Here is a 17429-nt window from a genome sequence, read left to right as displayed (position 1 = left end):
CCGCCGGGCTCACCCATATGCACCACACGTCACCCATACGCCGACGACAATCATATTTCACTCTCAGTCAGCAGCCGTGTAGACCACGACCCTTGGGGCACACGGGCTCTCGACGGATCTGCTGTGCACCAGTACCGTCACAAACCCCCCGCGCGGCGTCTATCCACTTGGCGCGCCGTCCGCATCATGGATGACCATAGGGATGCGGAAAGCAAGAAGGACCGCTGTGAGAGGAGGCGTCCATGGGATCGGTACGCAAGGCGAGTGCGTGGCTCGGCCTCGTCGACGACAACGATGACGAGCGTTACTACGACGACGACTACACCGAGGGGACCGAGCCCGGCAGTGCCTGGGTCACCGACCCGCGGGTCAAGGTGGCGACGGACGTCGCCGAGGAGAGAGGCCGCCGGATCGGCACGGTCACGCCGGACAGCTTCCGGGACGCGCGCGCCATCGGCGAGCTGTTCCGGGAGGGGGTCCCGGTGATCATGAACCTCACGGCCATGGAGCCCGCCGACGCCAAGCGCGTGGTCGACTTCGCGGCCGGGCTCATCTTCGGTCTGCGCGGCTCGATCGACCGGGTGTCCAACCGGGTGTTCCTGCTGACGCCGGCCGACACCGAGATCATCAGCGGCGAGGCCGGGACCCACCGCTCGGACGGCTTCTTCAACCAGAGCTGAGGCAGGGCCGTCCCCCGGCCCTGCCCCGCTCCCGGGATCAGCGGAAGGCGTCGAGCCCGGTGAGCGCCTTGCCCAGCACCAGCTGGTGCATCTCGACGGTGCCCTCGTAGGTGAGCACCGACTCGAGGTTGGTCGCGTGCCGCATCACGGGGTATTCGAGGGAGATCCCGTTGGCACCGAGGACGGTCCGCGCCGTACGGCAGATGTCGATGGCCTCGCGGACGTTGTTGAGCTTGCCGAAGCTGACCTGCTCGGGACGCAGGCGGCCGGCGTCCATGCGCCGCCCCAGATGGTGGGCGAGCAGGATCCCCTTGTGCAGTTCGACCGCCATGTCGGCGAGTTTGGCCTGGGTGAGCTGGAAGCCCCCGATGGGCCGCCCGAACTGCTCCCGTGACTTCGCGTAGTCGACGGCGGCCTCGAAACAGGACCGCGCCGCGCCCATCGCCCCCCATACGATGCCGTAGCGGGCGTGGGAGAGACAGCTGAGCGGGCCCTTGAGACCGACGACCTCCGGCAGTACGGCGTCGGCCGGCAGGCGTACGTCGTCGAGGACGAGCTCGCTGGTGACGGAGGCGCGCAGGGACCACTTGTGCTTGATCTCGGGCGCCGAGAAACCCGGGGCGTCGGTGGGCACCACGAAGCCGCGGATCCCCTCGTCCGTCCGCGCCCACACCACGGCCACTCCGGCCACGGAGCCGTTGGTGATCCACATCTTCCGGCCGTTCAGCAGCCAGTCCCCGCCGTCCCGCTTGGCGTACGTCCGCATGGACGCGGGGTCGGAGCCGTGGTCGGGCTCGGTGAGCCCGAAGCAGCCGATCACCTCGCCGGCGGCCATGCCGGGCAGCCACTGCTGCTTCTGCTCCTCGCTGCCGAAGCGGTGGACGGCGTACATGGCGAGCGACCCCTGCACGGAGACCAGGGAACGGATTCCGGAGTCGGCGGCCTCGAGCTCCAGGCACGCCAGCCCGTACTGCACGGCGCTCGCCCCGGCACACCCGTACCCGGTGAGCGACATGCCGAGTGCCCCGATGCCGCCGAGCTCCCGGGCCAGCTCGCGGATACCGGGCAGCTCGCCCCGCTCGTACCATTCGGCGACGTACGGCAGCACACGGTCGGCGGCCCAGGCCCGCACGGTCCGGCGGACGGCCAGATCCTCGGGGTCCAGCAGATCGTCGATGCCGAGCGGGTCGGCCGGGTCGAACGGGGGCAACTTCGAGGACATGGACCCTCCGGTAAAACTAGCACCGCTAGTCAGCTTTGGCCCCGACGTTACGACGCACCGCCGGTCCCGTCCAGCCCACACTGTGGGGGTTGCTCGCCGTCGGCGGCTTCCTGCGGGTGCGATGTCGGACACCCGCGCACCGTCAGTCGCCAACGGCGGAGCACCCCCGCGGGCGAGCCCGGCCTCTCTCCCGACCCGCACGGGTGGTGCGTGGGTGGGAGAGCCCGGCGTCAGGCGGAGACGCGGGACCTCTCCGGCTCGCGGGGCGCGGGCACCTCCCCGGCACCCTCCTCGCACTGCATCACCCGCGGCAGCCGCAACGCCATCACCGCCCCGAGCACCAGCAACCCCGCGCTCACCAGCAAGGTGACATGCAGCCCGTGCACGAACGAATCCCGGGCCGCCCTCCGCAGCGCACCCCCCGCTCCCCCGCCCAGCTGCGCGGCAACCTCGTACGCCTCCCCCAGCGAATGCCCCGCCGAGGCCCGCGCCGGCTCCGGCACCCCGGGAACGGACGCCAGCCCGGGCGCGTACGCCGCGTTCATCACGCTGCCGAGCAGCGCGATCCCGATCCCCGCTCCCAGCTGGTACGAGGTCTCCCCGATCGCCGCCGCGCCGCCCGCCTGCTCGGCGGGCGCCTCGCTGAGCATCGACTCGTACGCCCCGAACAGCGTCGTCTCGAGGCCGAGCCCCAGCAGCACGAAGCCGAACAGCAGCAGCCCGGCGTCGTCGCGCCCGCCCATCCCGGTCAGCGCCAGCACGGCCACCGCCGTGAGGCAGAACCCGGAGCACACCATGCGGCGCGGCCCGAACCGCCGCAGCATCCGCGCCCCCGCCAGCCCGGCGGCCATCGCCGCGACGGTCAGCGGCAGCAGCCTGAGCCCGGTCCCGAGCGGCGACAGCCCCAGCACCAGCTGCAGGTACTGCGCCGCGATCAGCTCCAGCCCCACCAGCGCGAGCATCGCCAGCACGATGCACCCCACCGCCGTGCTGAACGCGGGCCGCGCGAACATCCGCAGGTCCACCAGCGGGTACGGCCGCCGTCTCTGACGCCGGACGAAGAGGAACAGCAGGACGGCGCCCGCCACCAGCGGTACCAACGTGAACACGTCGGCCACCGGCTCCCGGCCCCCGAGCCGCTTCACCCCCAGCACGACACCGAACAGCCCGGCCGCCGCCATCAGCGCGCCGACCACGTCCCAGGGGCCGTCCCGCCCGCCCGTCGACTCGGGCAGGAGGATCCGCCCGACCGGCAGGCTGACCAGCATCAGGGGGATGTTCACCAGGAACACCGAGCCCCACCAGAAGTGCTCGAGCAGGAAACCGCCGAGCAGCGGTCCCACCGCCGCCCCCACCGCGGCCACCGCGCTCCAGACGCCGATCGCCAGCGCCCGCTCCCGCCGGTCGGGGAAGACCTGGCGGAGTATGGACAGGGTGGCCGGCATGATCATCGCGCCGCCGACACCGAGCAGCGCCCGGGCGAGGATCAGCATCTGCACGCTCGGCGCGAAGGCCGCGACGGCGGAGGCGACGCCGAACAGCGCGTAGCCGAGCAGCAGGATCCGCCGTCGGCCGACGCGGTCGCCGAGCGTGCCGAAGAGGATCAGGAGCGAGGCGCAGACGAGCGGGTAGACGTCGACGATCCAGAGCAGGGCGATGGCGCCCGGCCTCAGGTCCTCGGTGACCGCGGGCACCGCCACGTGCAGCACGGTCGCGTCGACGGCGACCAGGAGCAGGCTGACGCAGAGCACGACGAGGACGACCCAGCGGTTGGCACCGGCCCCGGCCGCCCGACGGCGCGGCGCGGACGCGGCCGTGGTCGTCCCGGACATGTACGTACCTCCAAGAATCCCCTCGGTTCGGCGGGCTCGCGGGGGTGGGGACGCCCCGCGACTTCGGCCGGAGGAGCGGTGAGGTCTCCGGCCCGCGCATACGAACGCGAGTGACTCGCCAGCGTACGCGAGTTCGTTCCGGTGAGGCGTGGCGGAGCTCTCACCCCGTTCACGGAAACGTGTGGTGTACGCCACTTCTCCTTCTCCTGACCACGTCCCGGTGGGGATTCCGGTTCCGCGCCCGGTCGATAATCGAGCCCGTGACCGATCTTGCAACGCGCGTGGCACCACCCCGCGTCACGGCCCTGCGCCGGGCGGCCCCGGCCCTCCTCGGGTACGCCGCCGTGCGCACCCTGGGCCTGCTCGTCCTCGTGGTGTGGAGCGCGGCCCGCGGCAAGAGCGCGTACACGCTGCTGACGGCCCGCTGGGACGCGCTCTGGTACACGAGGGTCGCCGAGCTGGGATACGGCTACGAGGTACGCCTGCCGAACGGCGACGTCCACTCCAACCTGGCCTTCTTCCCGCTGCTGCCCTGGCTGGAACGACTGCTGCACGCGCTGACGCCGCTGTCGTACGCCGACGCCGGCTTCGTCGTCAGCCTGCTCGCCTCGCTCGCGGCGGCCTGGGGGATCTTCGCGGTGGCGGACCACGGGTACGGCCGGCGCGCAGGGATCTGCGCGGTGCTGCTGTGGGCGGCGCTGCCGGTCGGGATCGTGCAGTCGATGGCGTACAGCGAGTCGCTGTTCACCGCCCTCGCGGCCTGGTCGCTGTATGCCGCGCTGACCGGCCGATGGATGGTCGCGGGCGCGCTGGCCGCACTGGCAGGACTGACGCGGCCGGTGGGACTGGCGGTGGTCGCGGCGGTGTGGACGGCCTGCGTGGTCTCTTTCGTGCGGGACCGGAGCACGATCACCGCACCCGGCGCACGGGCCACCGGGAGTGCGCCCGAATCAACGGACGGCGCACCCACCATTCCGCGCGCCCCTCGACCCACCACCGGCGCATCCGTCGTATCCCGCGCCCTCGGCATGCTCCTCGCCCCCCTCGGCGCCGCCGCCTACGTCCTCTGGGTCGATCACCGCACCGGCAAGGGCCCGCTCGGCTATCTGGACGTGCAGGCCGGCTGGCGCAACGGCTTCGACGGCGGATACGCCTTCGCACACTTCGTGGCCGACAAGTTCACGTCATTCCCGTCGGCCCTGGCCGGGGTGGGACTGATCACCGGGGTGGCCCTGGTGATCTGGCTGTACGTGATCGGCGTACGGCAGCGGCAGCCGCTTCCCCTCCTGGTGTACACGGGTGTCGTCGTCGCGCTCGCCCTGTGTGCGTCGAGCTACTTCGGCTCCAAACCGCGCCTGCTGCTGCCGGCCTTCCCGCTGCTGCTGCCCCTGGCCCTGGCCCTCGCCCGGCTGCGCGCGTCCCGATCGGCCCTGGTCACAGGGTTGTTGGCGGTGGTCGCGGCGGTGTACGGAGCGTTCTGGCTGAACGGTTCGGGTCCTCCTTGATCGATCCGGTCCGGTCGATGAGCACCCGGAGAATTCCATCCCACCCCTCGGTGAACGAATTTATAAGTGCCATATAAGCAACACCCGGCATGATCAAAGGAATTGCAAGCAACACCCGTAGAGGATTGTCGAATCCTCGTAATTAACCGCCCTCCTGAGAGGTTTCCCACATCACATCGTCATCACAAAGCCGCTGATTCGACCGGGTTCAGAGCTCACTCGCTGTAACGTCGATTGGGTGCGTACCGAACGAAACCTCACCCGTCGTCTGGACCGGGTGTTCGCCAGACTGGACCGGGAGCCGGAACGGCCGACCCACATCGATGTGCCGAGGATGAGCCGGCACCGGGTCGTGCTGTTCTCGGCGACCCTGGCCTTCTATCTGGCGATCGTGTGGGCCGTGGTGACCACCTCCTGGCTGGTCCGGCTCGACTGGCAGGTCATGTTCTTCAGGCCGTACCAGCAGTGGGCGGGCATCCACTGGTTCGTCGACTACTACGTGGTGCTCGGCCAGCGCGGCCCCACCGCCGTGATGGTCGCGGCCTGGCTGGGCTGGCGCTCGTGGCGGCAGCACACGCTCCGCCCGCTGGTGACCCTCGGCGCCTCGCTGCTGCTGCTGAACATCACGGTCGGCGCCGCCAAGTACGGCATGGGCCGTCTCGGACCGCACTACGCGACCGTCATCGGCTCCAACGAGATGGGACTGGGCGGCGATATATTTCCCAGCGGCCACACCGCCAACGCGGTGGTGACGTGGGGAATCCTGGCGTATCTGGCCTCCACCCCGAGGGCCCGCCGCTGGCTGTCCGCGGTGTCGGCCGTGACCTCGCTCGGCGTCGGGATGGCCACCGTCTATCTCGGTACGCACTGGCTGAGCGACGTACTGCTCGGCTGGGCCGCGGGGCTGCTGATCCTGCTCGCGCTGCCGTGGTGCGAGCCGCTGATCGCCCGCGCCGAGGTCGCCCTGCTCGACCTGCGCGACCGTCTGCGCGCCCGTCGCCGCGACCACCGCGACCGCACCGCGCCCGCACCGGTTCCGGTCACCCCGGTGGTGCTCAAGCCGCGCGCCGTCCCCGCCGAGGAGATGGCCCCGGCCCGCGAGCCGGTCTCCTCGGTCCACACGCCCAGGGCATCGGCGCACCGGGCGCCGAGCCCCCACGCCGCCCGTTCGGAGCGCACCCCGGTCACCCCGGCGGGCAGCCGCCGCCCGCCGCACCCGGAGCGTGTCCCGCGCGGCGCGTCCCCGGCGGCCCGTCCCGTGACGGGCGGCTGACCGTCACCGACACGGCGGGGGTCCGGTACGCACAACCCGACCCCGCAGGGCGAAGGCCCCGGTTCCCGTGGACGGGAACCGGGGCCTTCCTCGTGCTTCCCGGAGGGGGTCAGCCCTTCCAGGCGCGGGCCACCCGGCCGTCGCGCACCTCGAAGTTCAACCGCCCCGACCGGTACTCCATGGTGATGATCGCGCCGGGCGGCAGCGACCGCACCGTCGACCACCCCCTCTCCCGGGCGAGCCGCTCGGCTCGCGTCGCGTCGAGACCGACGTACCCTTCCGGACTGTCCTGGGGCTCCGCTGACGGAGTGGGAATCGGTGCCATACGGCCACGCTAGCCGGGCGTTCCTTCCCCGTCACACTTCTGTCACAGGCCCACGACACGCGTTTCGGCCGGACTTTGTCACACGTACGTGGGTTTCCGAGCGGCTTACCGGGGTATTCGAACGTAATTCCCGCAGCCGGTCCGACCGGTCGAATAGGCCGACGTAAAGCGCCGCCGCATTCGGAATCCGGGCTCTGCCGCAGAAGCTGACACAGCATAGGAAATTCACCGATCCGGCACAGGATCCCCGTGCGGAGGAACCTCTCCCAGAGCGCGCGAGAGCCGGTCGCGGGCCGTCCTGATCGCCTCGGTGAGCCCGGCGGGTTCCAGCACCTCGAAGTCGAAGCCGAGCATCATCACGTGCACCACCATCACGTCCAGATTCGCGGCACCGGCGCGCAGGACGCAGGCATCCGGCCCGTCGGGCTCCAGCGTCCCGGCGGACGGAGAGATCCGCTCGGCCGCCTCCGCCAGGGGAGCGAGCAGCCGGACGGCGGCGTGCGAGGCGTACACGCGCGTGGAGACCCCCTGGGAAACATAGGCGGCGAGATCCTCGGCGGGCGGCTCGCGCGGGATGAAGCGGGGTCCGTGGGGCGGCCGCGGCGTGATGCGGTCGACGCGGAAGGTCCGCCAGTCGGCACGGTCCAGGTCCCACGCCACCAGGTACCAGCGGCGTTCGGTGCACACCAGGCGGTGCGGCTCCACGGTGCGGCGGCCGATGGCACCGTCGTGGGAGCGGTACTCGAAACGCAGCCGTTCCGCGTCCCGGCACAGGTTGGCCAGCTCGGTCAGGACGGCCGGGTCGACGGCGGAGGGCAGCGGTGCGCGCAGCATCGGCACGGTGAAGGCGTTGAGGGCGCCCACCCGGCGGCGCAGCCGGTGCGGCAGCACCTGCTCCAGCTTGGCGAGGGCCCGTACGGAGGTCTCGCCGATGCCCTCGATGCCCTGCCCCGCGGCGGTGCGCAGTCCGACCGCGACGGCGACCGCCTCTTCGTCGTCCAGGAGCAGCGGCGGCAGCTCGGCCCCCGCCCCCAGCTGGTAGCCGCCGCCGGTACCGGGGCTGGCGTTGACGGGATAGCCCAGCTCGCGCAGCCGGTCCACGTCCCGGCGGACCGTGCGCGGAGTGACGCCGAGCCGGTCGGCCAGTTCGGCGCCCGACCACTCGCGGTGGGCCTGGAGCAGTGAGAGCAGACGCAGCAGGCGTGCCGAGGTCTCCAACATGGAGCCGAGTCTGCCAGCGGATGCGGACAGCCACTGTCCTCATGGGGAGCTCGTGAGGAGCTCATGGGGACAGTGGCTGGGCGAGACCGCCGCGGCTCAGATCGTGAGGTGCTGACCGGGCACGATCAGATCGGGGTCGCCGCCGATGACGGCCTTGTTGGCGGTGTAGATCCGCTGCCAGGTGGTGCCGTGCCGCTCGGCGATCGTGCTCAGCGTGTCACCCTCGCGGACGGTGTAGTTCCCGTGCGACGCGCTGCGGGCCGAGCTGCGGTTGCCGTGGCTCGTCGAACGCTGCGGCGCCTCCCACGACCTCGACGGGGCGGCCTTCGTGACGGCCGACTGCTCGGTCGCCGGCTTCGGGGCGGCCGTGGTACCGGAGGTGGCGGCCGCCGGTGCGGCGCCGGAGGCTCCGGCCCGGGCCGAACAGACCGGCCAGGCGCCCCAGCCCTGGGCGCCCTGGACCTTGGTGGCGACGGCGATCTGCGCCTCCCTGGAGGCCTGGTCGGCGGTGGGCGCGTAGGCCGAGCCGCCGTACGCGCGCCAGGTCGAGGCGGAGAACTGGAGTCCGCCGTAGTAGCCGTTGCCGGTGTTGATGTGCCAGTTGCCACCGCTCTCGCACTGGGCGATGCGGTCCCACACTCCGTTGTCCGCCGCTTCGGCGTTGCCGGTCGCCGCCAGCAGTCCGAGCGGGGCGAGCAGTGCCGCCCCGGCGATGGCCGCCGTCGTACGGCCCTTGCGGGCGCTGTCCTTGCGGGCGGTGCTACGGGTGGTATCGGCACATTCGGACATGTATTTCCCTCTCCACGGACCCGGGGTCCCCCCGAGCGGGGCACGTTCCCGCGCATGGACGCGGTTCACGCACTCCGCCCCGTCCGCCGTGGCCGATGCCGTGGTGGTGCCTGTTCGGCGCGGCCGGCGGACGTTCCCGAGCGGTGCTAGTTGCACTCGGCGGAGGAATGTAAGGATCCCGACCGGTCGGCATCAACCAACTCCTCGTTGTCGCAGGCCAGTTCACTGTTACCGCGAGTATCGGCGATTTTGAGTCACCCACTTCATTCGCCGATTTCCTGATTTGTCGACCAGCGAGGCGGGCGATCTGTGACCCACTTCACCGGATCAAGTTCCTTGACAACCCGCCGAGTTGACGGGGAGTAGGCCATTCCGCACCCGGTGTGACCGTGTGCGGTGGTTGGTTCGATTCCGTTCTCGTCGGGGCGTGACTCCCGCCACAGATCGCCCGTTGTCCTTTTCATGAGCCCGGAGCCCCGGGGCTCATGGGCCGGGAGCCACCCGGCCGACCCAGCACCGCATCCCGAGGGAGCCACCCGTGCCGCGCATGCTCGACGTCAGCGACGCCGTACGCGCCGAGATCGGCGACGAAGAAGCCGACCGGCTGCTCGCCGGAGAGAACGCCCCGGGCAGTTACGACTGCACGTCCTGCCGCACCCCGGGCGACTCCGAGCAGGAGCGCACCAGCACCGTCCTGTTCGTCGGCGAGGAGACCGCCGTCCTCGCCTTCGCCCACGCCGGCTGCCTGCCCTCACAGGTCGTCCAGGTCACCGAGGAACAACTGCAGGGCGCCGTCCGCTCCATCAGCGGCGACGCACACGGCTCCGGCGGCCGGCCGGAGCAGGCGGTGCCCGAGCAGGCCGTGCTCGGGGTGACCAGCGGGCTCGTGCTGATCGCCGGGGAGTTGCACCCGGCGCTCGTGGTGGAGCCGACCGCGCCGATCGTCCGCCCGGGCGCCACCGCTACCGGCGACGACTTCCTGCCGCTGCTCATCGAGCAGGGGTTCATGCCGGTCACCGAACTGGGCTCGGTGCCACCGGTGCTGCACGGGTGGTCGGTGCTCCTGGCCGTCGGCCAGCTGCACGCGGTGCTCCAGCCGGGCGCGGGCGGCCAACCGGTCGCCTGGTGGCAGGCGCACCAGCCGTTGCAGGTCACGGACGGATGGCGGGCCGCCGCCAACAAGCTGCAGCAGGTGCTGATGTTCGCGGCACCGGTCGGTTCGATCGGGCGCCAGCCCCGGGAGGACCTGCTGCGGGACGCGCTGGACAAGGCGGCGGCCAACGGGAAGCTGGTCGCGGCCGCGCTGCCGCTCGCCGGGACCTGAGCGCATGCGCACGGAGCGTCTCCCAGCCGCATCTCCGAGGGCTCAGGGTCGTTTGGACATACGTGCACGCATACGACGTTCCTCCCCGCCGCCCGCCCTTCTCCCCCATTCCGGCCGCCCGGTCGGGGCAGGAGGCGCCCGGCAGGCCATCGGCCACGCCGATCTACGACTCGCTCTACGCGGAGTGGGTCAGGTCCTTCCGGACCCTGCCGGGCGACCGCACCGGTGAGGAGGACTTCGGCTTCACCGCCTTCGGACACACCCCGCACGGCCCCGGCGCCGGGGCGTACGGCTCCGCCTCGTACAGCCCGTACAGCACGGGCGCCTACAACGCCCGCCACGTCTCCGGGCAGCAGCAGCCGCCGTCCCCCTGGTACCGGATCGGGCCGCTCGGACGGCAGCACGACACCGGCATGCACCACGTCCCGGCGGCGCTGCCGCCCGGCCCGCGCCGCGGAGTCTGACGTACGAGAGGCTGCCGCATCACGCCTCCCGGCATGATGCGGCAGCCTCCGCTGCTACTTCTTCTTCGCGCCGCGCTTCTCGCGCACCCGCACCGAGATATGGATCGGCGTGCCCTCGAAGCCGAACTCCTCGCGCAGCCGCCGCTCGATGAAGCGCCGGTAGCCCGCCTCGATGAATCCCGAGGCGAAGAGCACGAACCGCGGCGGCTTGGTGCCGGCCTGCGTGCCGAAGAGGATGCGCGGCTGCTTGCCGCCCCGCACCGGGTGCGGGTGGGCGGAGACCAGCTCGCCGAGGAAGGCGTTGAGCCGGCCGGTCGGAACCCGGGTCTCCCAGCCGGCCAGGGCCGTCTCGATCGCCGGGACCAGTTTCTCCATGTGGCGGCCGGTGCGCGCGGAGACGTTGACCCGCGGCGCCCAGGCGACCTGGCCGAGCTCGGTCTCGATCTCCCGCTCGAGGTAGTAGCGGCGCTCCTCGTCGAGCGTGTCCCACTTGTTGAAGGCGAGCACCACCGCGCGGCCCGCCTCGACCGCCATGGTGACGATGCGCTGGTCCTGCACGGAGATGCTCTCGGACGCGTCGATCAGGATGACCGCGACCTCGGCCTTCTCGACGGCGGCCGCGGTGCGCAGGGAGGCGTAGTAGTCGGCGCCCTGCTGGAGGTGGACGCGCTTGCGGATGCCTGCGGTGTCGACGAACTTCCAGGTCACGCCGCCGAGTTCGATCAGCTCGTCGACCGGGTCACGGGTGGTGCCCGCGAGTTCGTTGACGACGACGCGCTCCTCGCCCGCGACCTTGTTGAGCAGCGAGGACTTGCCGACGTTCGGGCGGCCGATCAGCGCGATTCGGCGCGGGCCGCCCACGGCGGCGCCGAAGGTCTGCTCGGGCGCCTCGGGCAGCGCCTCCAGAACGGCGTCCAGCATGTCGCCGGTGCCGCGACCGTGCAGGGCGGAGACGGGGTGCGGCTCGCCGAGACCGAGGGACCACAGGTAGGCCGCGTCGGCCTCGCCGCTCGGGCCGTCGACCTTGTTGGCGCACAGCACCACGGGCTTGCCGGCCTTGCGCAGCAGCCGGACGACCGCCTCATCGGTGTCGGTCGCACCCACCTTGGCGTCGACGACGAACACCACCGCGTCGGCCGCCTCGATCGCGTACTCGGCCTGGGCGGCGACAGAGGCGTCGATGCCGAGGACGTCCTGCTCCCAGCCGCCGGTGTCGACGACCTTGAAGCGCCGGCCCGACCACTCGGCCTCGTAGGTGACCCGGTCGCGGGTGACTCCCGGCTTGTCCTCGACGACGGCCTCACGGCGGCCGATGATCCGGTTCACCAGAGTCGACTTGCCGACATTGGGACGGCCGACGACGGCGAGGACGGGCAGCGGACCGTGCCCGGCCGCCTCGATGGCGCCCTCGACGTCCTGGAGGTCGAAGCCCTCCTCCGCGGCGAGCTCCATGAACTCCGCGTACTCGGCGTCGCCGAGCGCCCCGTGCTCGTACTCGTGCTCGGCCGAGCCGTCGGGCTGGATCTGGTCGTTCATGAAGTCCGTACCTCGTCGTTCATTCGTGGTGATCGGTGGATCGCCCGGTTCCTCCCGGCTGATCCACTACTCAAGTGTGGCCTGGCGGCCGGTCAGCCGCCTGGCGTTTTCCAGGTGCGCGGTGAGCTGCTTCTGGATGCGCTCGGTCGCCTCGTCCAGCGCCTTGCGCGTGCGCCGCCCGCTGCCGTCGCCAGCCTCGAACGGGTCACCGAAGACGACGTCGACACGGGAACGCAAGGGGGGCAGCCCCTTTACCAACCGTCCGCGCCGCTCAGTGCTTCCCAGCACCGCGACCGGCACGATCGGCGCCCCGCTGCGCACCGCGAAGTACGCCAGCCCGGCGCGCAGTGAGGCGAAGTCGCCCTCGCCTCGGGTTCCCTCCGGGAAGATGCCCAGTACTCCGCCGCTCTCCAGCACGCCGAGCGCCTGCGTGATGGCCGTGCGGTCGACGGTCTCGCGATCCACCTTGAGCTGGCCGATGCCCAGCAGGAAGGGGTCGAGCGGGCCGACGAACGCCTCCTTCTTGATCAGGAAGTGCGTCGGCCGGGGTGCCACCCCCATGACCATCGGACCGTCGATGTTGTGGGAGTGGTTGACGGCCAGGATGACCGGGCCGGCCGCGGGCATCCGCCAGGCGCCGAGCACACGGGGCTTCCACAGCCCGTACATCAGGCCGACGCCGATACGCCGCCCGACCTCGGCGCCCTTCGGGGAGGGAACGGACGGCTGGGTCACTTCCCCGCCCGCTTCTCCTCGACCAGGGTGACGACGCACTCGATGACCTGGGCGAGGGTGAGTTCAGTGGTGTCCACCTCGACCGCGTCGTCCGCCTTGGCGAGCGGGGAGGCCTTGCGGCTGGAGTCGGCCGCGTCCCGCTTGATCAGCGCCTCACGGGTGGCGTGGACGTCCGAGCCCTTCAGCTCGCCGCTGCGGCGGGCCGCACGGGCCTCCGGGGAGGCCGTGAGGAAGATCTTCAGGTCGGCGTCCGGCAGCACGGTCGTTCCGATGTCCCGGCCCTCGACGACGATGCCGGTCTCGGCGGAGGCGGCCAGCGAGCGCTGCAGCTCGGTGATCCGGGCCCGCACCTCGGGCACCGCGCTGACCGCGCTGACCTTGGACGAGACCTCCTGGGTGCGGATCGGGCCGGCCACGTCCACGCCGTCGACCGAGATCGTCGGGTTGGCCGGGTCGGTGCCCGAGATGATCTCCGGCTTGCCCGCCACGGCGGCGATCGCCGACGGGTCGTCCAGGTCTATGCCGTTGTTCACCATCCACCAGGTGATCGCCCGGTACTGGGCACCGGTGTCCAGGTAGCTCAGACCGAGCTGCGCGGCCACGGCCTTCGACGTGCTCGACTTGCCCGTGCCGGCGGGGCCGTCGATGGCGACAATCACGGGCTGGGCGGCGCCGTTTTCCACGGGGGGACACCTTCCTGGTGCGGCTGGCGGGGGTGGGCGGGGCGCGAGGCGCCCCGCACAAGGTTACTGGGTGCGGGTGACCCGAGTGGACGGCCGTCTCCCGGCACCGGCCCGCACCTGCCCTACTGCCGCAGGGCCCAGCCTCGCTCCCGCAGCGCGGTGGCCAGCGGCCCGGCCGCCTTCGGCTCCACGATGAGCTGCACGAGACCGGCCTGCTGCCCCGTCGCGTGCTCGATGCGCACGTCCTCGATGTTGATCCCGGCCCGTCCCGCGTCCGCGAAGATGCGGGCCAGCTGGCCGGGCTGGTCGTCGATGAGCACCGCCACGGTCTCATAGGCCCGCGGAGCGGAGCCGTGCTTGCCGGGCACCCGGACCTGGCCCGCGTTGCCGCGCCGCAGCACGTCCTCGATCTCCGCCGTGCCCTCGCGCCGCTTGACCTCGTCCGAGGACTGCAGGGCGCGCAGGGCCCGCACCGTCTCCTCGAGGTCGGCCGCGACGTCGGTGAGCAGGTCGGCGACCGGCCCGGGGTTCGCGGACAGGATGTCGATCCACATCCGGGGGTCGGAGGCGGCGATCCGGGTCACGTCCCGGATGCCCTGCCCGCACAGCCGTACGGCCGCCTCCTCCGCGTGCTCCAGACGGGCCGCGACCATGCTGGAGACCAGGTGGGGCATGTGCGACACCAGGGCCACCGCGCGGTCGTGCGCGTCGGCGTCCATCACGACCGGCACCGCACGGCAGTGCGAGACCAGCTCCAGGGCGAGGTTCAGCACCTCGGTGTCCGTGTCCCGGTTGGGCGTCAGCACCCAGGGGCGGCCCTCGAACAGGTCGCCGGTCGCGGCGAGCGGCCCGGACTTCTCGCGCCCGGACATGGGATGCGTGCCGATGTACGCCGACAGGTCCAGGCCGAGGGCCTCCAGTTCACGGCGCGGGCCGCCCTTGACGCTGGCCACGTCGACGTACCCGCGGGCCAGGCCGCGGCGCATGGCGTCGGCGAGGACGCCGGCGACGTACGCGGGCGGGGCGGCCACGATCGCCAGGTCGACCGGACCGGAGGGGGTCTCGTCGGTGCCGGCGCCCAGCGCGGCGGCCGTGCGGGCCTGTTCGGGGTCGTGGTCGGCGAGGTGGACGACGACGCCCCGCTGGGCCAGGGCGAGCGCGGCGGACGTGCCGATCAGCCCGCTGCCGATGACGAGTGCGCTCCTCACTGGGCGATGTCCTTGCGCAGGGCGGCGGCGCCGCCGAGGTAGACATGGGCGATGTCGGCTCGGGGCCGGTCCGACTCGATGTGCGCGAGTACGCGGACCACGCGCGGCATGGCGCCCTCGACGTCCAGTTCCTGCGCGCAGATCAGCGGCACGTCGACGATGCCGAGCTCCCGGGCCGCGGCCGCCGGGAAGTCGCTGTGCAGGTCGGGCGTGGCCGTGAACCAGATGCTGATCAGGTCGTCGGCGGTCAGCTCGTTCCGCTCCAGGATGGCGGTGAGCAGTGCGCCCACCCGCTCGTCCATGTGCCCGGCCTCGTCCTTCTCCAGCTGGACGGCCCCCCGGACCGCTCGTACCGCCACGGCGCTGCTCCTCGCTGACGTGCGTCCTGCTTCTCGTCCGCCCAGCGTAGTCAGGCCGGGCGGTCCCGGCGTCCGGCGCCCGCCCGCTGAGACGGGGAGCCGGCGCGACGGGAAGCCGACGCGGTGACGGCCGTTGCCGTATTGCTTCGCCCTGGACAGGTTCGATGCCAAGATGCCGCTATGTCCGACTTCTCTCCCCTACGTTCGGAGTGATCACATGACGCACGGCGCGACGCGGCGCACGGTTCTGGCGACGGGCGCGGGGGCACTGGCCGCGGGATGCGTGGGGTGCGGCGGAGACACCGGCGGCGGCAACGAGGGCGGTGGCTCCAGCGGTCAGGAGCCGATGTCGACCGGCGACATCCCCGTGGGCGGCGGCAAGGTGTTCACGGACCGGAAGATCGTGGTCACGCAGCCGACGAAGGGCGAGTTCAAGGCCTTCTCCGCGATCTGCACCCACCAGGGCTGCACGGTGAACCAGGTGGTGGACGGCAAGATCGACTGCCCCTGCCACGGCAGCCAGTTCGAGATCACCGACGGTTCCGTGGTCCGCGGCCCGGCCACCACGCCGCTGCCCGCCAAGAGCATCACGGTGGACGGAAAATCCATCCGGCCGGCGTGAGGATCCGCGTACCCTCCCCGGCATGCACCCCGAGGACCTGGTACGCGACCACACGATCTACTCCTGCGTGATGGGGTCGCGCGCCTTCGGTCTGGCCACGGAGGGCAGCGACACCGACCGCAGGGGCGTCTTCCTCGCCCCCACCCCCCTGTTCTGGCGGTTCGACAAGCCGCCGACGCATGTGGACGGCCCGGGCGAGGAGCGGTTCAGCTGGGAGCTGGAACGCTTCTGCGAGCTGGCGTTGCGGGCGAACCCGAACGTCCTGGAGTGCCTGCACTCGCCCCTGGTGGAGCACGTCGACGTCACCGGACGCGAACTGCTGTCCCTGCGCCGGGCGTTCCTCTCCCGCCGGGTCCACGCATCGTTCACCCGCTACGCCCTGGGGCAGCGCGGCAAGCTCGAAGCCGACGTCCGCACCCACGGCGCCCCGCGCTGGAAGCACGCGATGCATCTGCTGCGGCTGCTGACGAGCGCGCTCGACCTGCTGCGCACCGGCGAGCTGACCGTCGACGTCGGCGACCGGCGCGCGGAGCTGCTCGCGGTGAAGCGGGGCGAGGTGGCCTGGCCGGAGATCGAGGCCCGGATGGCCCGTCTGGCCGCTCAGACGGACGCGTGGGCGCACCGCACTCCGCTGCCGGCCGAGCCGGACCGCCGCCGGGTGGAGGACTTCCTGGTCCGCGCCCGCCGCGCCTCAGCCGTCCAGGCGGACGCGGACCACGAAGTCGTGCAGGGCGTCGTACGCGGTGGGGGTGTCGGGCAACTCTGAGGCGGCCTGGGCCTCGTCGAGCACCACGTGCAGTCTCTCGATGTCGGCGGCCACGCGCGCGTGGTCCACTTCGGCGCTGCCGTGCTCGCGCTCCGCCTTCGCCGCGATCAGGTCGGTCAGGTACGCGGGCGCGTCCGGGCAGATGCCGAGCAGGGTCGGCAGATGGGCCTGCACCTCGCCGGTGCGCATCAGATGGATGCCGGTGAGCAGGACCCGGAAGGTGTACAGCAGCGGCTTGAGTTCGCCGGTCTTCTGGAACAGCCGCCGCTGCGTCGCCGCGAACCCGCGGTAGTGGTGGGCGTGGTGACCGGTCAGCACACCGGGCGCGAGCGCGGTCAGCTCCCGGTGGGCGTCCGTGGTGTGCACGACCAGGGGCGACAGCAGCTGCTCCAGCACATAGCCGTTGCGGCGCAGCATCAGCCGTACGAACTTGCGCAGATCGTGGGTGACGAGGTCCAACTCGACGCCGTACCGCACCCAGGTCCGGGACCGGGTCTCCTCCGGCTCCCGCAGCCCGACCAGGTCCGCGGCGGGCAGCAGATGCACACCGCGCAGGTCCAGGTCGGAGTCCTGCGAGGGGAAGCCGTACAGGTGCGCGCCGGACACCGTGGCGAACAGCAGGGGGTCGGGCTGCTCGGCTATGACGGGCGTCAGGTCCATGTCGAGGTCGTCGATCATGGCCCAAGCGTCCCAGAGTGCTCCCGGCTCCACCGGCCCGCCCCGGTACTCGACGCGCTCCACGGTCTCCCGGCAGCGCCCGGGAGACCGGCCCGGAGGCCCACACACCTCCCTAGTGCTGCGACCGGAAAGGTTCACCGGCTCGCGACGCCCGGCACGGCACCTCGCCGCGTTGTCGCACCACCCGAGTACATCCAGTACGCGGGT

Annotated in this window: 18 protein-coding genes; 7 read left to right on the top strand and 11 right to left on the bottom strand. The window is 71.7% G+C overall.

Annotation, left to right across the window (positions count from 1 at the left end; genetic code table 11):
* The first annotated feature begins 242 nt into the window (after window positions 1–242).
* Entirely contained in the window at window positions 243–680 is a 438-nt protein-coding gene (locus ACWC21_RS31795) for a cell division protein SepF (protein WP_450886817.1), read from the top strand.
* A gap of 37 nt (window positions 681–717) precedes the next feature.
* Here the strand turns inward: ACWC21_RS31795 and ACWC21_RS31790 are convergent, their stop codons facing one another.
* A complete protein-coding gene (locus ACWC21_RS31790) occupies window positions 718–1902 on the bottom strand; it encodes an acyl-CoA dehydrogenase family protein (RefSeq protein ID WP_450886816.1) in 1185 nt (394 codons plus the stop codon).
* 230 nt (window positions 1903–2132) lie between these two features.
* On the bottom strand, window positions 2133–3734 hold the full coding sequence (locus ACWC21_RS31785; protein WP_450886814.1) for an MFS transporter: 1602 nt from the start codon (window positions 3732–3734) through the stop codon (window positions 2133–2135).
* 260 nt (window positions 3735–3994) lie between these two features.
* Here ACWC21_RS31785 and ACWC21_RS31780 point away from each other — a divergent pair, with 260 nt between their 5' ends.
* Window positions 3995–5239, top strand: a complete 1245-nt coding sequence (locus ACWC21_RS31780) for a mannosyltransferase family protein (protein ID WP_450886812.1) — start codon at window positions 3995–3997, stop codon at window positions 5237–5239.
* A 238-nt stretch (window positions 5240–5477) separates the two neighbouring features.
* Window positions 5478–6512, top strand: coding sequence for a phosphatase PAP2 family protein (locus ACWC21_RS31775; protein WP_450886810.1), 1035 nt, complete (start codon window positions 5478–5480; stop codon window positions 6510–6512).
* 109 nt (window positions 6513–6621) lie between these two features.
* Here the strand turns inward: ACWC21_RS31775 and ACWC21_RS31770 are convergent, their stop codons facing one another.
* The 3 genes from ACWC21_RS31770 to ACWC21_RS31760 all read right to left on the bottom strand — a co-directional run bounded on the left by ACWC21_RS31770 (window position 6622) and on the right by ACWC21_RS31760 (window position 8847).
* Window positions 6622–6837: an I78 family peptidase inhibitor gene (locus ACWC21_RS31770; protein WP_389147513.1), complete on the bottom strand. Its 216-nt coding sequence runs from the start codon at window positions 6835–6837 to the stop codon at window positions 6622–6624.
* Window positions 6838–7062: 225 nt separating this feature from the next.
* Window positions 7063–8058, bottom strand: a complete 996-nt coding sequence (locus tag ACWC21_RS31765; RefSeq protein ID WP_450886808.1) for a helix-turn-helix transcriptional regulator — start codon at window positions 8056–8058, stop codon at window positions 7063–7065.
* Window positions 8059–8154: 96 nt separating this feature from the next.
* The gene (locus ACWC21_RS31760) at window positions 8155–8847 is read right to left on the bottom strand and encodes a LysM peptidoglycan-binding domain-containing protein (protein ID WP_450886807.1); all 693 of its coding nucleotides are present in this window, start codon (window positions 8845–8847) and stop codon (window positions 8155–8157) included.
* 538 nt (window positions 8848–9385) lie between these two features.
* Here ACWC21_RS31760 and ACWC21_RS31755 point away from each other — a divergent pair.
* Both ACWC21_RS31755 and ACWC21_RS31750 read left to right on the top strand, forming a co-directional pair.
* On the top strand, window positions 9386–10171 hold the full coding sequence (locus ACWC21_RS31755; RefSeq protein ID WP_450886805.1) for a hypothetical protein: 786 nt from the start codon (window positions 9386–9388) through the stop codon (window positions 10169–10171).
* Between the two features lie 62 nt (window positions 10172–10233).
* Entirely contained in the window at window positions 10234–10635 is a 402-nt protein-coding gene (locus ACWC21_RS31750; RefSeq protein WP_450886803.1) for a hypothetical protein, read from the top strand.
* Between the two features lie 54 nt (window positions 10636–10689).
* Here the strand turns inward: ACWC21_RS31750 and der are convergent, their stop codons facing one another.
* The 5 genes from der to aroH form a co-directional block, all read right to left on the bottom strand.
* Window positions 10690–12171, bottom strand: coding sequence for a ribosome biogenesis GTPase Der (der, locus tag ACWC21_RS31745; RefSeq protein ID WP_450886801.1), 1482 nt, complete (start codon window positions 12169–12171; stop codon window positions 10690–10692).
* A gap of 66 nt (window positions 12172–12237) precedes the next feature.
* Window positions 12238–12945: a lysophospholipid acyltransferase family protein gene (locus ACWC21_RS31740; RefSeq protein ID WP_450886799.1), complete on the bottom strand. Its 708-nt coding sequence runs from the start codon at window positions 12943–12945 to the stop codon at window positions 12238–12240.
* Window positions 12903–13589 (bottom strand): (d)CMP kinase, encoded by a 687-nt coding sequence (cmk, locus tag ACWC21_RS31735; RefSeq protein ID WP_450886797.1) that lies wholly within the window; start codon window positions 13587–13589, stop codon window positions 12903–12905. The genes ACWC21_RS31740 and cmk overlap by 43 nt, the downstream gene beginning before the upstream one ends.
* A gap of 122 nt (window positions 13590–13711) precedes the next feature.
* Window positions 13712–14797, bottom strand: a complete 1086-nt coding sequence (locus ACWC21_RS31730; RefSeq protein ID WP_450886795.1) for a prephenate dehydrogenase — start codon at window positions 14795–14797, stop codon at window positions 13712–13714.
* Entirely contained in the window at window positions 14794–15156 is a 363-nt protein-coding gene (gene aroH / locus ACWC21_RS31725; RefSeq protein WP_450886794.1) for a chorismate mutase, read from the bottom strand. The genes ACWC21_RS31730 and aroH overlap by 4 nt, the downstream gene beginning before the upstream one ends.
* A 217-nt stretch (window positions 15157–15373) precedes the next feature.
* On the opposite strand from aroH, the gene ACWC21_RS31720 reads away from it, so the two are divergent.
* Complete coding sequence (locus tag ACWC21_RS31720) at window positions 15374–15778, top strand: Rieske (2Fe-2S) protein (protein ID WP_450886792.1); 405 nt, start codon at window positions 15374–15376, stop codon at window positions 15776–15778.
* A gap of 22 nt (window positions 15779–15800) precedes the next feature.
* On the top strand, window positions 15801–16544 hold the full coding sequence (locus tag ACWC21_RS31715; protein ID WP_450886791.1) for a nucleotidyltransferase domain-containing protein: 744 nt from the start codon (window positions 15801–15803) through the stop codon (window positions 16542–16544).
* On the opposite strand, the gene ACWC21_RS31710 is transcribed toward ACWC21_RS31715, so the two are convergent.
* Window positions 16470–17222, bottom strand: a complete 753-nt coding sequence (locus tag ACWC21_RS31710) for a nucleotidyltransferase domain-containing protein (protein ID WP_450886789.1) — start codon at window positions 17220–17222, stop codon at window positions 16470–16472. The genes ACWC21_RS31715 and ACWC21_RS31710 overlap by 75 nt on opposite strands.
* Window positions 17223–17429: the final 207 nt, after the last annotated feature.

Source organism: Streptomyces sp. NPDC001348, assembly GCF_053597535.1.
The sequence above is the reverse complement of the archived record's forward strand: the minus strand, read 5'-3'. Positions and strand labels throughout refer to the sequence as shown.